Consider the following 22,224-nt stretch of genomic DNA (forward strand, 5'->3'; position numbering starts at 1 on the left):
GGTCCTCCTCAGCCCTGGTGCGGGTAGCCGACGGTGGTGGGCGGCACGAACGTCTCCTTGATCGAGCGCGGGCTCACCCAGCGGAGCAGGTTGTGGATCGACCCGGCCTTGTCGTTGGTGCCCGACGCCCGGCCACCGCCGAACGGCTGCTGGCCCACGACCGCGCCGGTCGGCTTGTCGTTGACGTAGAAGTTGCCCGCCGCGAACCGCAGTTCTTCGCTGGCGTGCGCGATCGCCGCCCGGTCGGTCGCGATGATCGACCCGGTCAGCCCGTACGGCGCCACGTTCTCCATCTGGCGCAGCACGCTGTCGTAGCGGGAGTCATCGAACACGTGCACCGCGAGCACCGGGCCGAAGTACTCGGTGGTGAACACCTCGTGCCCGGGGTTGTCCGACCGCAGCACGGTCGGCCGCACGAAGTAGCCTTCGCTGTCGTCGGCGGTGCCGCCGGCGAGGATCTCCAGCTGGTCGTCCCCGTGGGCGCGGTCCAGCACGCCGGCCAGCTTGTCGAACGCCCGCCGGTCGATCACCGCCCCCAGGAAGTTGCCCAGATCGGTGACGTCACCCATGGGCAGCGACTCGACCTCGGCCAGGAAGTCGTCCTGGATCCGGGTCCAGACCGAGCGGGGGACGTAGGCGCGGGAGGCGGCCGAGCACTTCTGCCCCTGGTACTCGAACGCGCCGCGGATCAGCGCGGTGCGCAGCACCGCGGGATCGGCCGACGGGTGGGCGAGCACGAAGTCCTTGCCGCCGGTCTCGCCGACGATCCGCGGGTAGGTGCGGTAGTTCGCGATGTTCGCGCCCACCTGCGACCACAGGTGCTGGAACGTGCGGGTGGAGCCGGTGAAGTGGATACCGGCCAGGTCCGGCGCGGCGAGCGCGACCTCGGACACGGCCTGGCCGTCACCGGGCAGCAGGTTGATCACCCCGGGCGGCATCCCGGCCTCTTCCAGCAGCCGCATCGTCAGGTGCGCGGCGAAGCTCTGGGTGGGCGAGGGCTTCCACAGCACGACGTTGCCCATCAGCGCGGGCGCGGTGGGCAGGTTGGCGGCGATCGCGGTGAAGTTGAACGGGGTGATCGCGTAGACGAACCCCTCCAGCGGCCGGTGGTCGGTGCGGTTCCACACGCCCGGCGAGCTGGCGGGCTGCTCGGCGAGCAGCCGGCGGGCGAAGGCGACGTTGAAGCGCCAGAAGTCGGCCAGCTCGCACGCGGCGTCGATCTCGGCCTGGTACACGGTCTTGGACTGGCCGAGCATCGTCGCGGCGTTGAGCTTCGCGCGCCACGGGCCGGTCAGCAGGTCGGCGGCCCGCAGCAGGATCGCGGCGCGGTCGTCGAAGGACAGGGCGCGCCAGGCGGGGGCGGCCGCGCGGGCGGCGGCCAGTGCGTCCCGGGTGTCCTGCTGGGTCGCGTAGCCGAGGGTGCCGAGCACCGCGCCGTGGTTGTGCGGCTGGACGACGTCGACCCGCTGCCCGCCGCCCATCCGCTGCTCGCCGCCGATGGTCGCGGTCAGCTCGACCGGCTCCTTGGCCAGTTCCGCGAGCGCCGCCTGCACCTCGGCGCGCTCCGGGCTGCCCGGCGCGTACTGCAGAACCGGCTCGTTGGCCGGGGTGGGAACGGTGGTCACGGCATCCACGGCTGCTCCTCGTCGATCGGTTCGCTGGTGCCTCAACGCTAGGCAGACGGTGATCGCCGGATGTTGTCCGTTCGGCTAGGCTTGCGGGGTACCGCTTGTCGGATGGGACAACAATGAGCCTGCGGCAGATCCTGATCGCGCTCGGCGATCCGCTGGTCGAGGTGGAGGTCGCGCCGGACGGGCTGGAGGGCGAGATCTCCGACGTCGTGGTGCTCGAACCCGACGACACCCCGGAGCTGCGCCCGGGTGACCTGGCGCTGGTGATCGGCGCACGCGGGCGGGCGGCGGTACCGCTGATCCGCGCGGCGGGCCGCCAGGGCGCGGCCGCGGTGGCCGTCAAGGTGGAAGCCGACTCGGCGCTGCCGCTGCTGCGCAACGCGGCCACCGACGCCGGGGTCGCGCTGCTGGCCGTCGCCGCCGACGTGCGGTGGGAGCAGCTGGCCGCACTGGTGCGCGGGGTGCTGGAGACCGCCCGCGGCGCGGCGGACGAGGACGCCGGGGAGACGCTCGGCGACCTGTTCTCCCTGGCACAGACGATCGCCGGGCTCACCGGTGGCATCGTCAGCATCGAGGACACCGCGAGCCGGGTGCTGGCCTACTCCCGGTCCGACGACGAGGTCGACGAACTGCGGCGGTTGTCCATCCTCGGCAGGCAGGGACCCGCGCCGTACCTGAAGATGCTCCACGAGTGGGGCGTCTACCGGCGGTTGCGGGCGACCGAGGAGGTCGTGCGCATCGAAGAGCGGCCCGGCCTGGGCATCCGCACGCGGCTCGCGATCGGCGTGCACGCGGGCGGACGGCCGCTCGGGACGATCTGGGTGCAGGAGGGCGCGGTGCCACTCGCCGCCCGCGCCGAGCAGGCTCTGGTCGGCGCGGCCCGGGTGGCCGCGCTGCACCTGGTGCAGCGGCGCAGCGCGGCCGGCACGCGCTTCCGGGAGAACCTGCTGGCCGGGATGCTCGAGGGGCGCAGCGATCCGGTGTCGGTCGCCCGGCAGATCGGTGCCGACCCGGCCAAACCGGCCGCGGTGGTGGCGTTCGCGCCGCGCGAGGCCGAACCGGTGGACCGCACCGAGCTGGAACTGCGCCGGTCCGCGCTGGCGGCGGTGATCTCGGTGCACGCGGCCGCCTACCGGCGCAGCGCACTGGTGACCCAGCTCGGCGACCGCACCTACGCCTTCCTGCCCGATCTGCCGCCGGGGGTGGAGGGCGTGCTGCTGGACCTGACCCGCGAGATGGCCGCGGCCGCGCAGACCCCGGTGCGGGCCGCGGTCGGCCGGGTCGTGTCCACTGTGGACGAGGTGGGCGTCTCCCGGCAGGAGGCGGACCGCGTGCTGGACGCGATGTCCCGCGGCCTCGACCTGGAGGTGGCCACACTCGCCGACGTCCGGTCACAGGTGCTGGTCAGCGAGACGCTGGCGGTGCTGGCCGAGCAGCCGCGCCTGCGGGACCCGCGGCTGACCGCGTTGCGCGCGGAGCACGACGAGCTGGCGACCTCGCTGCTGGCCTACCTGGACGCGTTCGGCGACGTCCGGTCCGCCGCGGCGAAGCTGCACATCCACCCGAACACCGTGCGCTACCGGGTCCGCCGGGCGGCGGAGGTGGCCGGCCTCGACCTGGCGGATCCGCTGGTCCGGTTGTTCGCCTCGCTCCAGCTCCGGCTGTCATAACCGGCCGTTATCGTCACTAGACCGACCAGATCTTGGACTTCTGGTTCGACCAGCCGCACGCTGGAGGCATGATGCTCAAGCCTGGTGACAACGGTTTCGACGCGGAACTCGCGGGGTTCCAGACGGCCTACCGGCACCGACCCTCGGTGGTGTTCGCCGCCCGGGACGCCGCGGACGTGCGGCACGCGGTGGAGTACGCGGCCGAGGAGGACCTGCCGGTCGCCGTGCAGGCGACGGGGCACGGGTTGTCGGTGCCCGTCGAGAAGGGGGTGCTGGTCAGCACCCGGCGGATGACGGAGCTGGCGGTCGACCCGCGGCGCCGGGTCGCGCGGGTCGGTGCCGGCGTGCGGGCGGGAGCCCTGATCGAGGCCGCGGCGGCGCACGGACTGGCCCCGCTGAACGGGTCGTCCCCGTCGGTGGGGGTGGTCGGCTACACGCTCGGCGGCGGTGTCGGTCTGCTGGCGCGGCGGTTCGGGTTCGCCGCCGACCACGTGCGCCGGATCGAGATCGTCACCGCCGACGGCCGCCTGCGGGACCTGGGCCCGGCGGACGAGCTGTTCGGCGCGGTTCTCGGCAGCGGCGGGAACTTCGGGATCGTGACGGCGCTGGAGGTGGACCTGGTGGCGGTGCCGACCGTGTTCGGCGGCCAGCTGGTGTTCGACCCGGACCTGACGGGGCAGGCGCTGTCGGCGTGGCAGCGGTGGACGGCGACCGTGCCCGAGGACGTGACATCGTCCCTGACGCTGCTGCCGAACGGGATGGCGTCGGTGCGGGTGGCGTCGCCGGTGGCGGACGACGAGCTGCTGGCGCCGCTGCGGGCGGTGGGGGAGCGGGTGGCGGACACCGTGCGGTCCATGCCGTACCGCGAATCGTCGGCCATCCACAGCGATCCGGACGAGCCGCACCCCTACCGGGCGACGAACGTGCTGCTGCGGGAGCTGCCGGCGGCGGCGCTGGAGGCGGTCCGGTCGGCGCACGGCGCCGTGGTGGACGTGCGCCACCTGGGCGGGGCGATGTCCCGGCCGGGACCGGCCTGCGTGGGTCACCGCGCGGCGCGGTACGTCGTGCGGGTGATCACCGGACCGGAGGAGGACCACACGCACGACACGATCCGGCGCGCCCTGTCGCCGTGGGCGCTCGGCCACCTGCCGGCCTTCCTCTACGGCGACGTGCCGGACTCGCCGCTGCCCGCCTACGAACCGGAACTGCACCAGCGCCTGCGGTGGCTCAAGGCCCGGTACGACCCGCGCAACGTGTTCCGCTGCAACCGGAACATCGTCCCGGCCGCCGGGTAGGGCCGTGGGTCAGCGGTAGCGGCCGGCGGAGCGGATCGCGGCCAGGACGGCCGTCAGGCTGGGCAGCCAGCGCTGCTGCGGGTCCGGCGGCACGATCCAGCGCGCGAGGTTCGCGGCGCCGTGGGTGCCCGGCATCGGGATCGAGGTGCCGGCGGTGAGGACCCGCACGTCGGGCGGGAGGAATTCGGCGTCGCTGCCCAGGATGTCGGCCTCGACGAGGAAGATGACCACGGAGCCGTGCTTGGTCGGCACGCTCAGCGCGGGCCCGCGGCAGCCCTGGCGCGTCAGGTTTTCCAGCACCTGCTCGGCCCGGGCGCGGGGCACCGCGACCGCGCCGATGCCGGCTCCGATCACGAAGTTCAGGGTGCCGTTGTGCCAATGGACCGGCCAGCCGAACGTGCGGCGGTAGTCCACGGGCGTGCTGCCCGGACGTTTGGTGCCCAGGTCGGAATCGACGCTCATGACAGGCCCCCTTCCCGGTGAGGCGGGGCACCCGAGGCGCAGTGCCCGAAGCGGTGGTGGATGGCTGTGATGCTAATGGCACTGCGTGCCCTTAGCAAGCCCGGGGTGTTAGGTTCGGCCCATGTCCGACGAGTCCCGGTCCGCCCCACGGCCGCGCGTGGGCCGGACCACCGCGGGGCGCCGACGGCTGCGCCACGCCCTGACCGTGGCGGCCATCGAGAAGTTCTCCGAGCAGGGGTACGACGCCACCACGGTCGACGAGATCGCGTCGGCCGCGGGCGTCGGGCGGCGCACCTTCTTCCGGTACTTCCGGTCCAAGGAGGATGCGATCTTCCCGAACCACGAGGAGGTCCTCGTCCGCATCGAGCAGCTCTTCGCCGCCGCGGACGACCGGCAGAACCCGCTCGATGTCGCGTGTGCCGGGGTCGGGCTGGTCCTGGACTCCTACCTCGACGACCCGGACGTCTCGGTGAAGCGGTTCGCGCTCACCCGGACCGTGCCCTCGCTGCGGGACAAGGAGGTCGCGAGCGTCGACCGCTACCAGCGCGTGCTCGCGACCTACCTGCGCGCCCGGTTCCAGGCCGCCGGAGACCCGATGTGGGACCTGCGCGGCTCGGTGGCCGCGGCGGCTGTCGCGGCGGCGCACAACCACGTGCTGCGCCGGTGGCTGCGCAGCGGCGGCACCGAGGACGCGCACGCCCACGCCAAGGAGGCGTTCGCCCTCGTCATCGACGCCTTCGGCGACACGCCGGACTTCCCGGACACCGGAGGTACCAGCGGCACCGGGGCACGGCGCGGTGACCGGGACGACGAGTCCGTGGTCGCGGTGCTCCGCGCCTCGGCCCCGCTGTCCGAAGTGGTCCGCGAGATCAGCCGGGCGCTCCGCAGCGACGGCTGACGTGGCACGGGGTGCCACTCCCGGCGGGAGTGGCACCCCGTGCCATTAGAACCTCACTCGTCGGGTGTCAGCCAGAGCACCCCGCTCGGCGGCAGTTGCAGCACCGCGGAGGCCGGCTGGCCGTGCCACGGCTCGGTCTCGGCCTCGATGGTGCCGTAGTTGCCCACTCCGGACCCGCCGTAGACCTCGGCGTCGGTGTTGACCACCTCGCGCCACCGGCCCGGCACCGGCAGCCCGACGCGGTAGTCGTGGTGCGGCATCCCGGCGAAGTTCGCCACGCACGCCAGCTGGGACCCGTCCTCCCCGATGCGCAGGAAGCTCAGCACGTTGCCGCCGGAGTCGTTCGCGTCGATCCAGGCGAACCCCTCCGCCGTGGTGTCCGCGCTGAACAAGGCCGGAGTGGACGCATACACCCGGTTCAGGTCGCGCATCAGCTTCTGGATCCCGCTGTGCAGCGGCTGCTCCAGCAGGTGCCAGTCCAGCGACCGCTCCTCCGACCACTCCTGCTCCTGCCCGAACTCGCCGCCCATGAACAGCAGCTGCTTGCCGGGGTGCGCCCACATGAACGCCAGCAGCGACCGCACGCCGGCCGCCTTGTTCCAGTCGTCGCCGGGCATGCGGCCCCACAGCGAGCCCTTGCCGTGCACGACCTCGTCGTGCGACAGCGGCAGCACGAAGTTCTCGCTCCACGCGTACACCAGCGAGAACGTCATCTCGTTGTGGTGGTAGGACCGGTACACCGGGTCGTGGGACAGGTAGTGCAGCGTGTCGTGCATCCAGCCCATGTTCCACTTGAACCCGAACCCGAGGCCGCCCAGGTGCGTCGGCCGCGTCACGCCCGGCCACGCGGTGGACTCCTCGGCGACCATCACCACACCCGGGTGTCGCTTGTAGACGGTCGCGTTCAGCTCCTGCAGGAACCGCACCGCATCCAGGTTCTCCCGGCCGCCGTACTGGTTGGGCACCCACTGCCCCTCGGGCCGCGAGTAGTCCAGGTACAGCATCGACGCCACCGCGTCCACCCGCAGACCGTCCAGGTGGTACTCCTCCAGCCAGAACAGCGCGTTCGCGACCAGGAAGTTGCGCACCTCGTTGCGCCCGAAGTCGAACACGTAGGTGCCCCAGTCCGGCTGCTCACCGCGGCGCGGGTCGGCGTGCTCGTACAACGGCGTGCCGTCGAACCGGGCCAGCGCCCAGTTGTCCTTCGGGAAGTGCGCCGGCACCCAGTCCACGAGCACACCGATGCCGCGCTGGTGCAGCCGGTCCACGAAGTACCGGAAGTCGTCCGGGTGCCCGAACCGCGCGGTCGGCGCGTAGTACGAGGTGACCTGGTAGCCCCACGACCCGCCGAACGGGTGCTCGGCGATCGGCAGCAGCTCGACGTGCGTGAAGCCCATGTCCTGCACGTAGCCGGCGAGCTCGTCGGCCAGCTCGCGGTAGCTCAGGCCGGGCCGCCACGACCCGAGGTGCACCTCGTACACGCTCATCGGGGCGCCGGCCCAGTTCGTGGCGTCGCGCCTGGCCAGCCACTCGGCGTCGGACCACTCGTACGCCGAGGCGGTGACCACCGACGCCGTCGCGGGCGGCTTCTCCGTCGCGAACGCGAGCGGGTCGGCCTTCTCGTGCCAGTGGCCGTCGGCGCCCAGGATGCGGAACTTGTAGTGGGAGCCGATCTCCACCCCGGGGATGAACAGCTCCCACACACCGGACGAGCCGAGCGATCGCATCGGGTGCGACCGGCCGTCCCACCCGTTGAAGTCGCCGATCACCCGCACCCCGCGGGCGGTCGGCGCCCACACCGCGAACGACGTGCCGGTCACCACCCCGCCCGGGGTGTCGTAGGAGCGGGGGTGGGCGCCGAGCACGTCCCACAGCCGCTCGTGCCTGCCCTCGCCGATGAGGTGCTGGTCCAGTTCGCCCACCGTGGGCAGCCACCGGTACGGGTCGTCGAGCACGCTCACCTGGCCGTCGTAGTCGACCTCGAGCCGGTAGTCGCCGGGATGCTCGGGCACCGACCCGGCCCACAGCCCGTCCACGACGCGTTCGAGGTCGAACTTGTGGTCGGCGGCGACGACGCTGACCCGGCGGGCGCCGGGTCGCAGCGCGCGCACCACCACCGACTCGCCCACCGTGTGCACCCCGAGGACCGAGTGCGGGTCGTGGTGCGAGCCGGCGAGCAGCCGGTCGATGTCGGCGGGCGGCGGGGCCGCGCCGGGCAGTTCGGCTGGGACCGCGTTCACGGGTTATTCGCCTCCTGCGGTGATCCGGGCGATGGACGCCAGCGGCACGCTCAGCCATTCCGGCCGGTTGGCGTGTTCGTAGGCCACCTCGTAGACGGCCTTGTCGAGCTCGAAGGCACGCAGCAGATCCGCGTGCGACCGCGGGTCGCCGATCGTCTCCGGCGCGGCCTTGGCGTAGCCGTCGCAGAACGCCGACCGGTTGCGCCGCGCCCATTCCAGCGCCCGTTCGGTGAGGCGCGGGTCGTCCTCGTCCTGGCCGACCAGCATCTGGTGCGCCGCGTAGTCGAACGAGCGGAGCATCCCGGCGACGTCCCGCAGCGGCGAGCGCAGCGCCACCCGCTCGGCCGCCGGGGCGGCCGGCTCGCCCTCGAAGTCGATCAGCAGCCATCCGGTGACGGTCCGCAGCACCTGGCCCAGGTGCAGATCGCCGTGGATGAACTGCATGGTCACCGGGCCCTGGACCGACCGCACCTTCTCGAAGGCGGCCCGCAGCGCGGTGGTGTGCTCGGCCAGCTGGGGCACCGCCCTGGCGACGGTGTCCAGACGATCCCGCATCGCCTTGACCGTGCGGTCGAACTCGCCCTCGTCGGCGATCTCGTCGCCGAGGGCCTGCCGCAGGTCGCTGTGCACGGAGGCGACAGCCTGGCCGAGCCGCTGCGCCTCCCCGGCGAAATCGCCGCCCACCTCGTCGGGGGGCAGCTCGGGATCGGCCATCAGATCACGCACGCTGGTGGTGGCCATGGCCCAGCCGTCCACCGCGTCGGTCACGAACTTCTGCAGCATCCCGATCGTGACCGGCTCCCCGGCGAGTTCGCCGGTGATGGAGCCGAGCAGCTCGGCGATGTGCTTGCAGCCCACCCCGTGCAGCGCCCGGTGCAGCCGCAGGTCCGGGTTCTCGCCCGGGGTGAGCTTGCGGAACAGCTTGAGGATGTAGTGGTGCCCGAACACGAGCGAGGTGTTGCTCTGCTCCGCACCCACCGGCCGGGCCCGCAGCCCGCCGCGCACCTGCGCGCCCGGCTCGAGCTCGAACCGCAGCGAACCGATGTGCGCGCCCTCGGCGAGCAGATCGAGCAGCCTGCTGGTGAGGTCGGCGTCCCCGGTGGCCTCGTAGCAGGGCAGGCCCCGCTCGGTGCCGATCCAGCTCGAGCCGAGGTATTCCGGCAGGTGCGCCCTGCTGCCGATCAGCAGCTGGTACGGCTCGCGCCGGTCGTCCTGCTCCACCTCGACCACGAGGTGGAGCAGGAGCGGGTCGCCCTCCATCAGGACGGTCGTGCTCAGCGGGCGGACCGCCGTGATCGGGCGGTCCTTCCCGGCGAACCACCGCTGCGCCGGCAGCCACCCCGGCAGTTCGGTCACCAGCGCGCCGACCAGGTCACGGGGATCGGTCAAGTCACTCACCTCGCCTCGCCTTCGCGTCCGCGTCCAGCAGCTGGAACCAGTAGAAGCCGTGCCCGGGCAACGTCAGCAGGTAAGGCAGTTCCCCGACGTCGGGGAACTGAACACCACCGGTGAGCTCCAGGGGCGTGCAACCGTGATGCTCCGACAGGTCCAGCTCGACCGGCTGCGGGAATCGCGACAGATTGTTCACACACAGGACGATGTCCAGCCGCCCGTCGGGACGGATCCAGGTGCGCTTGTACGCCAGCACGCTCGGGTTGGACCCGCCGAGCTCGACGAAGTCGCCTTCGGCGAACGCGTGGTGCTGCTTGCGGACCTCGATCATCCGCCGGGTCCAGTTGAGCAGCGACGAGGCGCTGTCCCGCTGGGCCTCGACGTTGATCGCCTGGTAGCCGTACACCGGGTCCATGATGACGGGCAGGTAGATCCGGCCCGGGTCGCAACCCGAGAAGCCGGCGTTGCGGTCGGGCGACCACTGCATGGGTGTGCGCACCGCGTCGCGGTCACCCAGCCAGATGTTGTCGCCCATGCCGATCTCGTCACCGTAGTACAGAACGGGCGACCCGGGCAGCGAGAGCAGCAAAGCCGTGAACAATTCGAGCTGGTTGCGGTCGTTGTCCAGCAGCGGCGCCAGCCGGCGGCGGATGCCGATGTTCGCCTTCATCCGCGGGTCCTTGGCGTACTCCGCGTACATGTAGTCGCGTTCCTCGTCGCTGACCATCTCCAGGGTCAGCTCGTCGTGGTTGCGCAGGAAGATGCCCCACTGCGCGCCGTCGGGGATCTTCGGCGTCTGGGCGAGGATCTCCGAGATCGGGAACCGCGACTCGCGCCGCACCGCCATGAAGATGCGCGGCATCAGCGGGAAGTGGAACGCCATGTGGCACTCGTCGCCGCCGGTGGCCGGGTCGCCGAAGTACTCGACCACGTCGGAGGGCCACTGGTTGGCCTCGGCCAGCAGTACGCGCCCGGGGTACTCGTCGTCGACGACCTTGCGGCAGCGCTTGAGGAACTCGTGGGTGCGCGGCAGGTTCTCGCAGTTGGTGCCCTCCTGCTCGAACAGGTAGGGCACCGCGTCCAGGCGGAACCCGTCGATACCGAGGTCCAGCCAGAACCGCAGGACGTCGAGCATGGCCTCGGCCACGTCCGGGTTCTCGTAGTTGAGGTCGGGCTGGTGGGAGAAGAACCGGTGCCAGTAGAACTGCCCGCGCACCGGGTCGTAGGTCCAGTTGGACGTCTCGGTGTCGACGAAGATGATCCGCGCGTCGGCGTAGCGCGAGTCGTCGTCGCTCCAGACGTAGTAGTCGCCGTAGGGCCCGTCGGGGTCGGACCGGGACTGCTGGAACCACGGATGCATGTCCGAGGTGTGGTTCAGGACGAGGTCGGTGATCACCCGGATCCCGCGTTTGTGCGCCTCGTCGAGCAGGTAGACGAAGTCCTCGACGGTGCCGAACTCCGGCAGCACCGCGCGGAAGTCGCTGATGTCGTAGCCGCCGTCCCGCAGCGGCGAGGCGTAGAACGGCGGCAGCCAGAGGCAGTCGACCCCGAGCCACTCCAGGTAGTCCAGGCGGCCGGCCAGGCCGCGCAGGTCGCCGGTGCCGTCGCCGTTGGAGTCGGCGAACGCGCGCACCAGCACCTCGTAGAAGACCGCCGACTTGTACCAGTGCGGGTTGTCCGGCGCTTGCTTCGCGGATGTGAAATCGTCGGCCTGCGGCTCGACCAGCATCCCGTCGGGGGTCATCGCCTCACCGGTGTGCGGGATGCCCTCCAGACCGAGCGCCGCGTCGGGCCGGGCGTCTTCGTCCATGAACTCCACCTCTCCCCACCTCATCCGGGTGCGTTCCAGTACCCCGGCGCCGGTCGGTGCGCCGGGGGTTCGCGGTTGCGGAAACTCTGTTGTCGGAACGGCTGTCCCGGTCCCGGCCGGTCTCAGTCCCGGCCGGCCAGCCGCCGTTGCACGGCGACGACGTGCGCCACCGACCGCCACGGTTCGAGGCGCACGTAGTTGGCCTGGCCCCAGTCCCAGGTCTCACCGGTGACCTCGTCGTGCGCGATCAGCCGCTCGTGCCAGTCGAAGCCGAGAGCGGGCAGATCGAGCCAGACCGTCCCCTCCTGCGCCTGGTGCGGATCCAGCGTGACCACGACAACCACGGTGTCGCCCGTGGCCGGATCCTGCTTGGAATAGGCCAGGAGCGCATCGTTGTCCACGTGGTGGAAGCGCAGGGTGCGCATCTGCTGCAGAGCGGGGTGGGCCCGGCGCATCGCGTTGAGCTTCGTCAGCCACGGCTCCAGCGAGCGCCCTTCGGCGAGCGCCTGCTCGAAGTCACGCGGGCGCAGCTCGTACTTCTCGGAGTCGAGGTACTCCTCGCTGCCCTCACGCACCGGCTGGTTCTCGTACAGCTCGTAGCCGGAGTAGACGCCCCACGACGGGGAGAGGGTCGCGGCCAGGGCGGCGCGCAGCGCGAACATGCCCGGCCCGCCCTTCTGCAGCGACTCGTGCAGGATGTCCGGGGTGTTGACGAACAGGTTCGGGCGGCCCACGTCCCAGTGCTCGACCAGGTCGACACCGAACTCGATCAGCTCCTGCTTCGTGGTGCGCCACGTGAAGTAGCTGTAGGACTGGGTGAAGCCGAGCTTGGCCAGGCCCCACAGCCGCGCCGGGCGGGTGAACGCCTCGGACAGGAACAGCACGTCCGGGTGCGCGTCCTTGACCGTCTTGATCAGCCACGCCCAGAAGTCCGGCGGCTTGGTGTGCGGGTTGTCCACCCGGAAGATCCGCACCCCGTGCGAGACCCAGTGCAGCACCACGCGCAGTACCTCCGCGTAGATGCCTTCCGGGTCGTTGTCGAAGTTGATCGGGTAGATGTCCTGGTACTTCTTCGGCGGGTTCTCCGCGTAGGCGATGCTGCCGTCCGGGCGGGTGGTGAAGAACTCCGGGTTCTTCAGCACCCACGGGTGGTCGGGGGCGGCCTGCAACGCCAGGTCGAGCGCGACCTCGAGGCCGAGCTCGTGGGCACGGGCGACGAAGTCGTCGAAGTCGTCGAGCGTGCCCAGCTGCGGGTGGACCGCGTCGTGCCCGCCCTCGTCCGAGCCGATGGCCCACGGCGAGCCGACGTCGTGCTCGTCCGGGTTGAGGGTGTTGTTGCGGCCCTTGCGGTTGACGCGGCCGATCGGGTGGATCGGCGGCAGGTAGACGACGTCGAAACCCATGCGCGCGATGCGGTCGAGGGCCTCGGCGGCGGTGGCGAAGGTGCCGTGCACCGGGCGGCCCTGCTCGTCCCACCCGCCCGTGGAGCGCGGGAAGAACTCGTACCAGGACCCGAAGGCGGCGCGCTCCCGGTCCACCCAGATGCGCATCGGTTTGCCCTTGGTCACCAGTTCCCGCACCGGGTACTCGTGCATGATCCGGTCGACGTCCACGGACAACGCCGGCCCGACGCGTTCGGCGAGGTAGCGCTCGCCGTCGCGCAGGGCGTGCGCGGCGCTGCCGAGCAGGGCTCGTTCCCGGCGGCGGTCCGGGCGGCGCGAGACCCGGTCCAGCAGACGGGCGCCGGTCTCCAGGTCGTTGGCCAGCTCGTGGGCGTCCTGCCCCGCGGCGACCTTGACCTTGACGGCGTGCTTCCAGGTCGACCACGGATCGCTCCAGGCGTCGACCCGGAAGGTCCACAGGCCCTCCGCGTCCGGGACGATGACCGCGCCGAAGCGGTCCAGACCAGTGCCCTGCTCGGTCATCCGGGTGCGGCGGGAGATCCGGTCGTTCGGGCCACGCCAGGAGACGGTCGCGGCGACCGCGTCATGACCCTCCCGCCAGACCGTCGCCGAGATCGGAACGTGTTCCCCCACCACCGCTTTCGCCGGGTAGGTGCCACAGCTGACCGCTGGGGTCACGTCGTCGATGCCGAGCCGGCCGGTCATCGGCAGCGCCCCTCTCACCAGAAGTTGTCGGAATGTGCAGACCCCACCCGACGGCCCGGTGGGGAGAAACAGGTCTTCGAAAGGAAGTACCCAGCTGCGAACGTGGGCAAACTACCTCTTCGGTGTTCACTCTCCGTCGGCGGGCCATGTGTGTCCAGTGTGGTCACCGGCTGGTAACCCGGGCTTCACGGCGTGGTCCGGTCCCGCGCTGTTCCCGCCGCACTGTCGACCCTTCAACGCTGTTCAGGCAAGCCGGGCAACCCCAACGGGCGTCAGCCCGAAAGGGCTTGCTGCGGCCGCACCGGGAGGCCCCGGCATACCCGGCGGTAACCGGGTCCGCCCGTGGCGCAGCGTGACCGGAGGGCCCGGCGCACCGCGGGGCAGCTCGCGGCTACCTCACCGTGATGTCGCGCGGCGCGCGCAGCAGCAGGAGCGACCGGGCGGGCATGGTCAGCCGGCTGCCGGCCGTCAGGGCGCCCGGCGTGGCGGGACTGCCGTCGGGCGTGGTGGTGTCCAGGGTGGGTTTCAGCGTGGCGCCGAACTCCGGCCCGGGCAGCGTCACCTTCACCGGTTCGCCCCCGGCGTGCAGGATCAGCAGCCACGAGTGGTCGGCGATCAGTTCGCCCTCTCGGGTGCGGGACTGGCTGTTGGAGCCGTCGATCCACATCATCAGCGTGCGGCGGCCGCCGTCGAACCAGTCCTCCTCCGTCATCTCCTCGCCGTCCGGGCGGAACCAGATCAGATCCGGCCGCCCGGTCGGTGTCGTGCGGCCCTCGAAGAACTCCGGCTGCCGCAGCGCCGGGCTGGCGGCACGCAGGTGGACCAGCCGCCGGGTGAACGCCAGCATCGCGGTGGCGTCCGGGTCGCCGGACCAGTCCAGCCACGAGGTCTCGTCGTCCAGGCAGTAGGCGTTGTTGTTACCGCCCTGGGTGCGCCACAGCTCGTCGCCCGCGACGAGCATCGGGGTGCCCGTCGACAGCAGCAGCGTGGCGAGCAGGTTGCGCGCCTGCCGGCCCCGCAGCTCCCGGACCTCCGGGTCGCCGGTCTCGCCCTCGGCGCCGTGGTTCCAGGACCGGTTGTCGTTGGTGCCGTCCCGGTTGTCCTCGCCGTTGGCCTCGTTGTGCTTTTCGTTGTAGGACACCAGATCCCGCAGCGTGAACCCGTCGTGGGCGGTCACGAAGTTGATCGACTGCCACGGGCGGCGCAGGTTGTGGTCGTAGAGATCGGACGAGCCGGACAGGCGGAACGCCAGGTCGTCCACCCCGGCGGCACCGCGCCAGAAGTCGCGGACCGTGTCGCGGTAGCGGCCGTTCCACTCCGCCCACTGCGCTCCGAAGTCGCCGACCCGGTAGCCGTGCCCGGTCACGTCCCACGGCTCGGCGATCAGCTTGCAGCGGGACAGCACCGGGTCGGTGGTGATGGCCGTCAGCAGCGCCGAATCCCGGTCGAACGCGCCGCCACCGGGCCGGCCCAGGGTGCTGGCCAGGTCGAAGCGGAACCCGTCGACGCCCATCTCGGTGGCCCAGTACCGCAGCGAGTCGGTGACCAGCCGGATCACCGTCGGCGACCGCGCCTCCAGGGTGTTGCCGCACCCGGTCAGGTCGATCACGTTGCCGCGCCCGGCGTGCACGTAGTAGGCCGGGGCATCCAGCCCGCGGAAGGACAGCGTCGGGCCGTCCAGCCCGCCCTCGCAGGTGTGGTTGAACACCACGTCCAGGATGACTTCGATGTTGGCCGCGTGCAGGGCCGCCACCATGGTGCGGAACTCGGCCACCTCCCGGCCCGGCTCGCTCGCGTACCCCGCGTGCGGCGCGAAGTAGCCCAGCGGCGAGTAGCCCCAGTAGTTCTTGCGCCCGGTGCGCACCAGGTACGGCTCCTCGGTGAACCAGTGCACCGGCAGCAGCTCCACCGCGGTGACCCCGAGCCGCACCAGGTGCTCGATCGCCGCCGGGTGCGCCAGCCCGAGGTAGGTGCCGCGCAGGTTCGCCGGGATCTCCGGGTTGCGCTGCGTGAAGCCCTTGACGTGCATCTCGTAGATGACCGACTCCTCGAACGGCACCTCCGGTTTCACCCCGGTGTCCGGGCCGCCGTGCGAGCTGACCACCGACAGCGGCACGCTGCCCAGCGAGTCCACCTTCGACCGCCGGTGCTGCATCGGATCGCCCGCGTAGCCCAGCGCCGCGCTCAGGTCCGTGAGCGCGCCCGTGATCCGGGTGGCGTACGGGTCGACGAGGATCTTCGCCGGGTTGCAGCGCAGGCCGCGGGACGGGTCGTACGGGCCGTGCACCCGGTAGCCGTACTTCTGACCGGAGGTCACCCCGGGCACCAGGCCGTGCCACACACCGAAGGTGCGCTCGGTCAGCTCGACGCGGCGCTCGGTGCCGTCGTCGCCGATCAGGCACACCTCCACGGCGTCGGCGACGGTCGAGGTCACGGCGAACCGGACGCCCCCGCCCTCCGGGTGCGCGCCCAGCGGGAACGGGCGCCCGGCGAGCAGGTTGTCGGTGGCAGGTCGGATGGCCATGGCCCGATTGTCCCAGGCACCCCCGACAGTTCCGTCACCGCCGATCGGTGCAGATCCGGATCACGGTCCCGGCGGGAAGTGACCCGGGGTGATCAACCGGCGGTGTCGATCAGGACGAACGTGTCCGGCGGGACGTGACCGGCCGTCGCACCGCCCCAGGAGAGCACCACCGATCCGGCCGGTTCACCGAGGTCCGCCCCGTCCGGGCCGAAGTTGCACACCAGCCGCAGCGGGCCGCGGTCCAGCACCAGGCACGAGCCCTGCGACCGGACGGCGAACCGGTCCAGCCACGGGTCCGACAGCTCCGGCCGGGACCGGCGCAGCGCGATCAGCGCCCGGTACAGCTCGAGCACCTCGCGGTGTCCCGCCCGGCCCGGTTCGGACCAGTCCAGCTGGGAGCGCTCCACGGTCGCCGGGTCCATCGGGTCCGGCACCTCGGCCTCGCCCCAGCCGTGCCGCGCGAACTCGCGCCGGCGGCCCGTCCGCACCGCCTCGGCCAGCTCCGGGTCCGGGAACGACGCGAAGAACTGCCACGGCGTGCTCGCCGCCCACTCCTCGCCCATGAAGATCATCGGCGTGTAGGGCGAGCAGAACACGATGGCCGCGCCACAGGCGAGACGGCCGGGGGAGACCGAGGCGGACAACCGGTCCCCGGTGGCGCGGTTGCCGATCTGGTCGTGGTTCTGCAGGTAGATCAGGAACCGGTGCCCGGGCAGCCGGGACCGGTCCACCGGCCGGCCGTGCGTGCGCTCCCGGAACGACGACCACGTGCCGGCGTGGAAGAACGCCTGCCGCAGCGTCGTCGCCAGCGCGCCGGGCGCCCCGAAGTCCGCGTAGTACCCGCTGGTCTCGCCGGACAACGCGACGTGCAGCGCGTGGTGCAGGTCGTCGCACCACTGGGCCTGCAGGCCGTACCCGCCGCCCTCGCGCGCGGTCACCAGGCGCGGATCGTTGAGGTCCGACTCGGCGATCAGCGTCAGCGGCCGCCGCACCGCCGCGGACAGCGACTCGGTCGCCACCGCGAGCTCCTCCAGCAGGTGGGTGGCGCGCCGGTCGCTCAGCGCGTGGACGGCGTCCAGCCGCAGCGCGTCGACGTGGAAGTCCCGCAGCCAGCCCAGCGCGTTGTCGAGCACGTACCGGCGGACCTCGTCGGAGCCCTCGCCGTCGAGGTTGAGGCCGGGGCCCCAGTCGTTCTGCCCGGCGAAGTACGGGCCGAACCGGTCCAGGTACGCCCCGGACGGGCCGAGGTGGTTGTAGACCACGTCGAGCACGACGGCCAGGCCGCGGGCGTGGCAGGCGTCGACGAACCGCTTGAACCCGTCCGGCCCGCCGTAGGGTTCGTGCACCGCCCCCCACAGCACGCCGTCGTAGCCCCAGCCGTCGGTGCCGTCGAAGGAGTTCACCGGGAGTACCTCGACGAATGTGACACCCAGATCGACGAGGTGGTCCAGCCGGTCGATCGCCGAGTCGAAGGTGCCGCCGGGGGTGAACGTGCCGATGTGCAGCTCGTAGATCACCGCGCCGGGCAGGGCGCGCCCGGTCCAGCTCTGATCGGTCCAGGGGAACGCCGCGTGGTCGTAGACGCGGGACGGCCCGTGCACGCCCTGCGGCTGCCAGGACGAGCGCGGGTCGGGTAGGGCTGTCCCGTCCTCGCCGAGCAGGAACGCGTAGTCGGCGCCCGGCGGCGCCGGCACATCGGAGAACCACCACCCCCCACCGCCGGCGGTCATCTCGTGCTCGGCTCCCTGGGTGCGCACGCGGACCCGCGAGGCCGCCGGGGCCCAGACGCGGAACGTCATGACTCTCCTCGCACCAGCAGCGCCACCGGATAGCGCGCCAGCATCGCCGCCAGCTGCCCGGTGACGACGGTCCCGGTGAGCGTGTCCGTCCACTCGCCGTCGGGCAGCGGCAGCACGGTGTCCCGCCAGCCGCCAGCCGCGGCCAGGCCCACCGGCAGCCGGGTGGCCACCGTGATCAGGCCGCGCCGCTCGAAGGCGACCGCGTGCGCGGCGGCGGGGCCCTCGGCGTGCAGGCGGCGGTAGCCGGTGAACAGCTCCGGCCGGTCCCGGCGCAGGGTCAGCGCCCGGTGCACGACGAGCAGTTTCGCCGCGCCGGAGGAGTCGATCTCCGGCAGCCACCCGCCGGCGATCTCCGCCAGCAGCGCGGCGCGCGCCGCGTAGTCCACCGGCCGCCGGTTGTCCGGGTCGACCAGGGAGAAGTCCCACAGCTCGGTGCCCTGGTAGACGTCCGGCACGCCGGGCGAGGTGAGCTGGATCAGCTTCTGCGTCAGCGAATTCGACCACCCCGGCCCGCGTATCCGTCCGGCGAACGCCTCGACCTCCGCGCGCAGCTCCGCGTCGCCGAGCACCTCGTCCGGCCACGCCGCGACGGCCCGCTCGAACTCCTCGTCGTGGTCGGTCCAGGTGGTGCGGAGCTTGCTCTCCTTGGCCGCCTTGTCCAGGTAGCCGCGCAGCCGGTCCGCGTCGATCGGCCAGGCGCCGACCAGGGTCTGCCAGGCCAGCAGGTTCAGCGACGGCTCGTCGATGCCGCGCCGCGCGGTCCACCGCGTCACCGCGTCGGCGAACTCCCCGGGCACCTCCGACAGCACTGCCAGCCGCGCCCGCACGTCCTCCGAGCGCTTGGTGTCGTGGGTGGTCAGGGTGGTCATCGCGGCCGGCCACCCGGCGGCGCGGGCGGCGGCGGCGGTGTGGAACGCGGCCACGTCCGCGCCGAAGTCGTTCGGCGACCCGCCCACCTCGTTGAGCGCGGCGAAGCGGGTGTACCGGTAGAACGTGGTGTCCTCGGTGCCCTTGGCCACCACCATCCCCGACGTCTGCTGGAACCGGGTGGCCAGCTCGCCGTGCGGGTCCTCCCGCACCTGGAAGTCGAGCGCGTCGATCGCCTCGGCGAGGTCCGGCCGCGCGGCGCGGGCGGTGGCGATCGCAGCCGCCCAGTGCGCCGCACCCTCCGGCAGGTAGGACCGGTAGACCGGGAACGCGATCATCGTCTCCGCGACCGCACCCGCCGCGGCCTCCTGCTCGATGCCGCGCACCAGCGCGGCGATCCGGTGCACCTCGGCGACCAGGATCCGGTCGGTGACCAGCCGCCGGGCCCGGTCCTCCACCTGGTGGTAGTCCACCGGCTGGCCCAGCCGCCGCGCCAGCTCGGTGACCGGAGCCTCGCCGGCCGGGTCCACCAGCAACCCGGTGATCTCCCGCAGGGCGTCGTAGCCGGTGGTGCCGTCGACCGGCCAGCTCTGTGGCAGGTCCTCGCCCGGGTGCAGGATCTTCTCCACCACCAGCCACGCCTCCGGCGCGCCGGCGCGCAGCATCCGCATGTAGCCGCCGGGGTCGGCGAGGCCGTCCGGGTGGTCCACCCGCAGACCGGTGACCTCGCCCTCGGCGACCCAGCGCAGCACCTCGTCGTGCGTGGCGTGGAAGACGTCCGGCAGCTCGACCCGCACCGCCGCGAGCGTGGTGATGTCGAAGAAGCGGCGGTAGTTCAGCTCCGCGTTGCCGCGCCGCCAGCCCACCAGCTCGTAGTGCTGGCGCGCGTGCACCTCCTGCGGGCTGCCCTCGCCGGTGCCCGGCGCGATGGGGAACCGGTGGTCGTAGTAGACCAGTTCGTCTCCGTCGATCCGCAGCTCCGCGACATCCGCGTCGGCGCCGAGGACGGGCAGCAGCACCTTGCCGCGCCGCCAGTCGATGTCGAAGAAGTCGGCGTGCGCCGAACCGGGACCGCGCCGCAGCACGTCCCACCACCACCGGTTCGTCTTCGCGACCTCGACCGCCATGTGGTTGGGCACGATGTCCACGACGAACCCGAGCCCGGCCTCCCGCAGTCGTTTCGCCAGCAGCCGCCGGGCCTCCTCACCGCCCAGCTCCGGCCGGGCCCGCGCCGGGTCGACCACGTCGTAGCCGTGGGTGGACCCGGGCGTGGCGTCCAGCACCGGCGAGGCGTAGAGCGCGCCGGCACCGAGCCGGTGGAGGTAGGGGATCACAGCGGTGGCATCGGTGAAGGTGAACTCCGGGCGCAGCTGGACCCGGTAGGTCGACGACGGTGGCGTCATGCCTCCACCCGCTGCAGCACCACGAGCGAGCGGGCGGGCAGGTTCAGGGAGCCACCCGCCGGTACCGGTTCACCCGGCTCCCCGGCGACCGTGCCCGCCTCGGTGTCCACCACGACCGCCCAGCCCGCGCCGTAGTCGGCGTTCGGCAGGGTCAGCTCGATGTCCTCGTAGTGCGCGTTGAACGCGAGCAGGAACGAGTCGTCGGTGACCTTCATGCCACGGGCGTCGAGGTCGTTGATGCCCTCGCCGTTGAGGAACGCGACGATGGCCTTGCCGAAGCCGTCGTCCCAGTTCTGCTCCTTCATCTCCTCGCCCGACGGCGTGAACCAGGCGATGTCCCGCAGCTCCTCACCCTTGCCGATGGGCTTGCCGGCGAAGAAGCGGCGGCGCCGGAACACCGGGTGCTTCTTGCGGAACGCCGCCAGCGCGGCGGTGAACTCCACCTGGCCGGCGTTGGTGTCCGCGAGTGACCAGTCCATCCAGGACAGCTCGTTGTCCTGGCAGTAGACGTTGTTGTTGCCCTGCTGGGTGCGGCCCATCTCGTCGCCGTGCAGCAGCATCGGCACGCCCTGCGACAGCAGCAGCGTGGCGAGCAGGTTGCGGCGCTGCTTGGCGCGCAGTGCGAGCACCTCCGGGTCGTCGGTGGGCCCTTCCACCCCGCAGTTCCACGAGCGGTTGTCGTCGGCGCCGTCGCGGCCGTCCTCGCCGTTGGCCTCGTTGTGCTTGCCGTTGTAGGACACCAGGTCCTGCAGGGTGAAGCCGTCGTGCGCGGTGACGAAGTTGACCGAGGCGTACGGGCGGCGGCCGTCGTCCTGGTACAGGTCCGACGATCCGGTGAGGCGGGATGCGAACTCGCCGAGCGTGGCCGGCTCGCCGCGCCAGAAGTCGCGCACCGTGTCCCGGAACTTGCCGTTCCACTCAGTCCACAGTGGAGGGAAATTGCCCACCTGGTAACCGCCCGGCCCGACGTCCCACGGCTCGGCGATCAGCTTCACCCGGCTCACCGTGGGATCCTGCTGCACCAGGTCGAAGAACGTGGACAGCCGGTCCACGTCGTAGAACTCGCGGGCCAGGGTGGCGGCGAGGTCGAACCGGAACCCGTCCACGTGCATCTCGGTGACCCAGTACCGCAGCGAGTCCATGATCAGCTGCAGGGTGTGCGGGTGGCGCACGTTCAGCGAGTTGCCGGTGCCGGTGTAGTCCATGTAGTACTGCGGCTCGTCCTCGACCAGCCGGTAGTACGCCTGGTTGTCGATGCCGCGCATGGACAGCGTGGGACCGAGGTGGTTGCCCTCCGCGGTGTGGTTGTAGACGACGTCGAGGATCACCTCGATGCCGGCCTCGTGCAGGGCCTTGACCATGCCCTTGAACTCCTGCACCTGGCCGGCCTGCTCGGGCAGCGCCGCGTACCCCTCGTGCGGGGCGAAGAAGCCGATGGTGTTGTAGCCCCAGTAGTTGCGCAGGCCCTTCTCGGCCAGCCCGTGGTCGGTGATGAACTGGTGCACCGGCATCAGCTCGATCGCGGTGACGCCCAGCTTCGTCAGGTGGTCGACCACCGCCGGGTGCGCGAGCCCCGCGTAGGTGCCGCGCAGCCGCGGCGGCACCTCGGGGTGGTTCATCGTCAGGCCGCGCACGTGCGCCTCGTAGACGACCGTCTCGTTGTACGGCGTGCGCGGCGGGCGGTCGTCACCCCAGTCGAAGAACGGGTTGACCACCACCGCGTGCGGCACGTGCGCGGCGGAGTCGGCGTCGTTGCGCTCGCCGGGCGCGCCGAACGGGTACCCGAACAGCGCCTCGTCCCAGTCGACGTCACCGGCGATCGCCTTGGCGTAGGGATCGATCAGCAGCTTGTTCGGGTTGCAGCGCAGCCCGCGCGACGGGTCGTAGGGACCGTGCACGCGGTAGCCGTAGCGCTGCCCGGGACCGACCCCGAGCAGGTACCCGTGGTGGACGAACCCGTCCACCTCGGTCAGGCGATGACGTTCCTCGGTGCCGTCCGCGTCGATGAGGCACAGCTCGACGTACTCCGCGACCTCCGAGAAGAGGGCGAAGTTGGTGCCCACACCGTCGTAGGTGGCGCCGAGCGGGTAGGGCATTCCGGGCCAGGGCGGCACAGGTTCTCCTT

At 71.8% G+C, this 22,224-nt stretch carries 13 protein-coding genes; 3 read left to right on the plus strand and 10 right to left on the minus strand.

Features of this window, described 5'->3' with window-relative positions; all coding sequences use genetic code 11:
- Nucleotides 1-8: 8 nt before the first annotated feature.
- Entirely contained in the window at nt 9-1,634 is a 1,626-nt protein-coding gene (pruA, locus tag FHX46_RS12945) for an L-glutamate gamma-semialdehyde dehydrogenase (RefSeq protein ID WP_167113693.1), read from the minus strand.
- A 113-nt stretch (nt 1,635-1,747) separates the two neighbouring features.
- Between pruA and FHX46_RS12950 the strand changes: the two genes are divergently transcribed.
- Together FHX46_RS12950 and FHX46_RS12955 are read left to right on the plus strand one after the other, a co-directional pair.
- Nucleotides 1,748-3,301: a PucR family transcriptional regulator gene (locus FHX46_RS12950; RefSeq protein WP_167113696.1), complete on the plus strand. Its 1,554-nt coding sequence runs from the start codon at nt 1,748-1,750 to the stop codon at nt 3,299-3,301.
- 68 nt (nt 3,302-3,369) lie between these two features.
- Complete coding sequence (locus FHX46_RS12955) at nt 3,370-4,596, plus strand: FAD-binding oxidoreductase (RefSeq protein WP_167113698.1); 1,227 nt, start codon at nt 3,370-3,372, stop codon at nt 4,594-4,596.
- Between the two features lie 9 nt (nt 4,597-4,605).
- Here FHX46_RS12955 and FHX46_RS12960 read toward each other — a convergent pair whose 3' ends face one another.
- Nucleotides 4,606-5,058, minus strand: coding sequence for a hypothetical protein (locus FHX46_RS12960; RefSeq protein ID WP_167113701.1), 453 nt, complete (start codon nt 5,056-5,058; stop codon nt 4,606-4,608).
- 121 nt (nt 5,059-5,179) lie between these two features.
- Between FHX46_RS12960 and FHX46_RS12965 the strand changes: the two genes are divergently transcribed.
- On the plus strand, nt 5,180-5,956 hold the full coding sequence (locus tag FHX46_RS12965) for a TetR family transcriptional regulator (RefSeq protein WP_167113704.1): 777 nt from the start codon (nt 5,180-5,182) through the stop codon (nt 5,954-5,956).
- A gap of 53 nt (nt 5,957-6,009) precedes the next feature.
- Here FHX46_RS12965 and glgB read toward each other — a convergent pair whose 3' ends face one another.
- The 8 genes from glgB to glgX (FHX46_RS13005) form a co-directional block, all read right to left on the minus strand.
- Nucleotides 6,010-8,196 (minus strand): 1,4-alpha-glucan branching protein GlgB, encoded by a 2,187-nt coding sequence (gene glgB, locus FHX46_RS12970; RefSeq protein ID WP_167113707.1) that lies wholly within the window; start codon nt 8,194-8,196, stop codon nt 6,010-6,012.
- 3 nt (nt 8,197-8,199) lie between these two features.
- Complete coding sequence (locus FHX46_RS12975; protein WP_167113710.1) at nt 8,200-9,585, minus strand: maltokinase N-terminal cap-like domain-containing protein; 1,386 nt, start codon at nt 9,583-9,585, stop codon at nt 8,200-8,202.
- Nucleotide 9,586: 1 nt separating this feature from the next.
- A complete protein-coding gene (treS, locus tag FHX46_RS12980; RefSeq protein WP_167113713.1) occupies nt 9,587-11,398 on the minus strand; it encodes a maltose alpha-D-glucosyltransferase in 1,812 nt (603 codons plus the stop codon).
- Between the two features lie 122 nt (nt 11,399-11,520).
- Nucleotides 11,521-13,506: a maltotransferase domain-containing protein gene (locus FHX46_RS12985; RefSeq protein WP_167121442.1), complete on the minus strand. Its 1,986-nt coding sequence runs from the start codon at nt 13,504-13,506 to the stop codon at nt 11,521-11,523.
- Nucleotides 13,507-13,897: 391 nt separating this feature from the next.
- Nucleotides 13,898-16,030, minus strand: a complete 2,133-nt coding sequence (gene glgX / locus FHX46_RS12990; protein ID WP_167113716.1) for a glycogen debranching protein GlgX — start codon at nt 16,028-16,030, stop codon at nt 13,898-13,900.
- A gap of 92 nt (nt 16,031-16,122) precedes the next feature.
- Complete coding sequence (gene treZ, locus FHX46_RS12995; protein WP_167113719.1) at nt 16,123-17,829, minus strand: malto-oligosyltrehalose trehalohydrolase; 1,707 nt, start codon at nt 17,827-17,829, stop codon at nt 16,123-16,125.
- Nucleotides 17,826-20,099: a malto-oligosyltrehalose synthase gene (gene treY, locus FHX46_RS13000; protein WP_167113722.1), complete on the minus strand. Its 2,274-nt coding sequence runs from the start codon at nt 20,097-20,099 to the stop codon at nt 17,826-17,828. The genes treZ and treY overlap by 4 nt, the downstream gene beginning before the upstream one ends.
- Nucleotides 20,096-22,213: a glycogen debranching protein GlgX gene (gene glgX / locus FHX46_RS13005; protein WP_313886115.1), complete on the minus strand. Its 2,118-nt coding sequence runs from the start codon at nt 22,211-22,213 to the stop codon at nt 20,096-20,098. Before glgX (FHX46_RS13005) ends, treY begins: the two co-directional genes overlap by 4 nt.
- Between the last annotated feature and the right edge of the window lie 11 nt (nt 22,214-22,224).

This window comes from Amycolatopsis viridis (assembly GCF_011758765.1).
Taxonomy (GTDB): domain Bacteria; phylum Actinomycetota; class Actinomycetes; order Mycobacteriales; family Pseudonocardiaceae; genus Amycolatopsis_E; species Amycolatopsis_E viridis.

Excerpts from the sequence above, each read along its gene's own strand:
- FHX46_RS12950 (WP_167113696.1), top strand. The coding sequence starts at position 1,748 with ATGAGCCTGCGGCAGATCCTGATCGCGCTCGGCGATCCGCTGGTCGAG.
- FHX46_RS12955 (WP_167113698.1), top strand. The coding sequence starts at position 3,370 with ATGATGCTCAAGCCTGGTGACAACGGTTTCGACGCGGAACTCGCGGGG.
- FHX46_RS12960 (WP_167113701.1), bottom strand. The coding sequence starts at position 5,058 with ATGAGCGTCGATTCCGACCTGGGCACCAAACGTCCGGGCAGCACGCCC.
- FHX46_RS12965 (WP_167113704.1), top strand. The coding sequence starts at position 5,180 with ATGTCCGACGAGTCCCGGTCCGCCCCACGGCCGCGCGTGGGCCGGACC.
- treS (WP_167113713.1), bottom strand. The coding sequence starts at position 11,398 with ATGGACGAAGACGCCCGGCCCGACGCGGCGCTCGGTCTGGAGGGCATC.
- FHX46_RS12985 (WP_167121442.1), bottom strand. The coding sequence starts at position 13,506 with ATGACCGGCCGGCTCGGCATCGACGACGTGACCCCAGCGGTCAGCTGT.
- glgX (WP_167113716.1), bottom strand. The coding sequence starts at position 16,030 with ATGGCCATCCGACCTGCCACCGACAACCTGCTCGCCGGGCGCCCGTTC.
- treZ (WP_167113719.1), bottom strand. The coding sequence starts at position 17,829 with ATGACGTTCCGCGTCTGGGCCCCGGCGGCCTCGCGGGTCCGCGTGCGC.
- treY (WP_167113722.1), bottom strand. The coding sequence starts at position 20,099 with ATGACGCCACCGTCGTCGACCTACCGGGTCCAGCTGCGCCCGGAGTTC.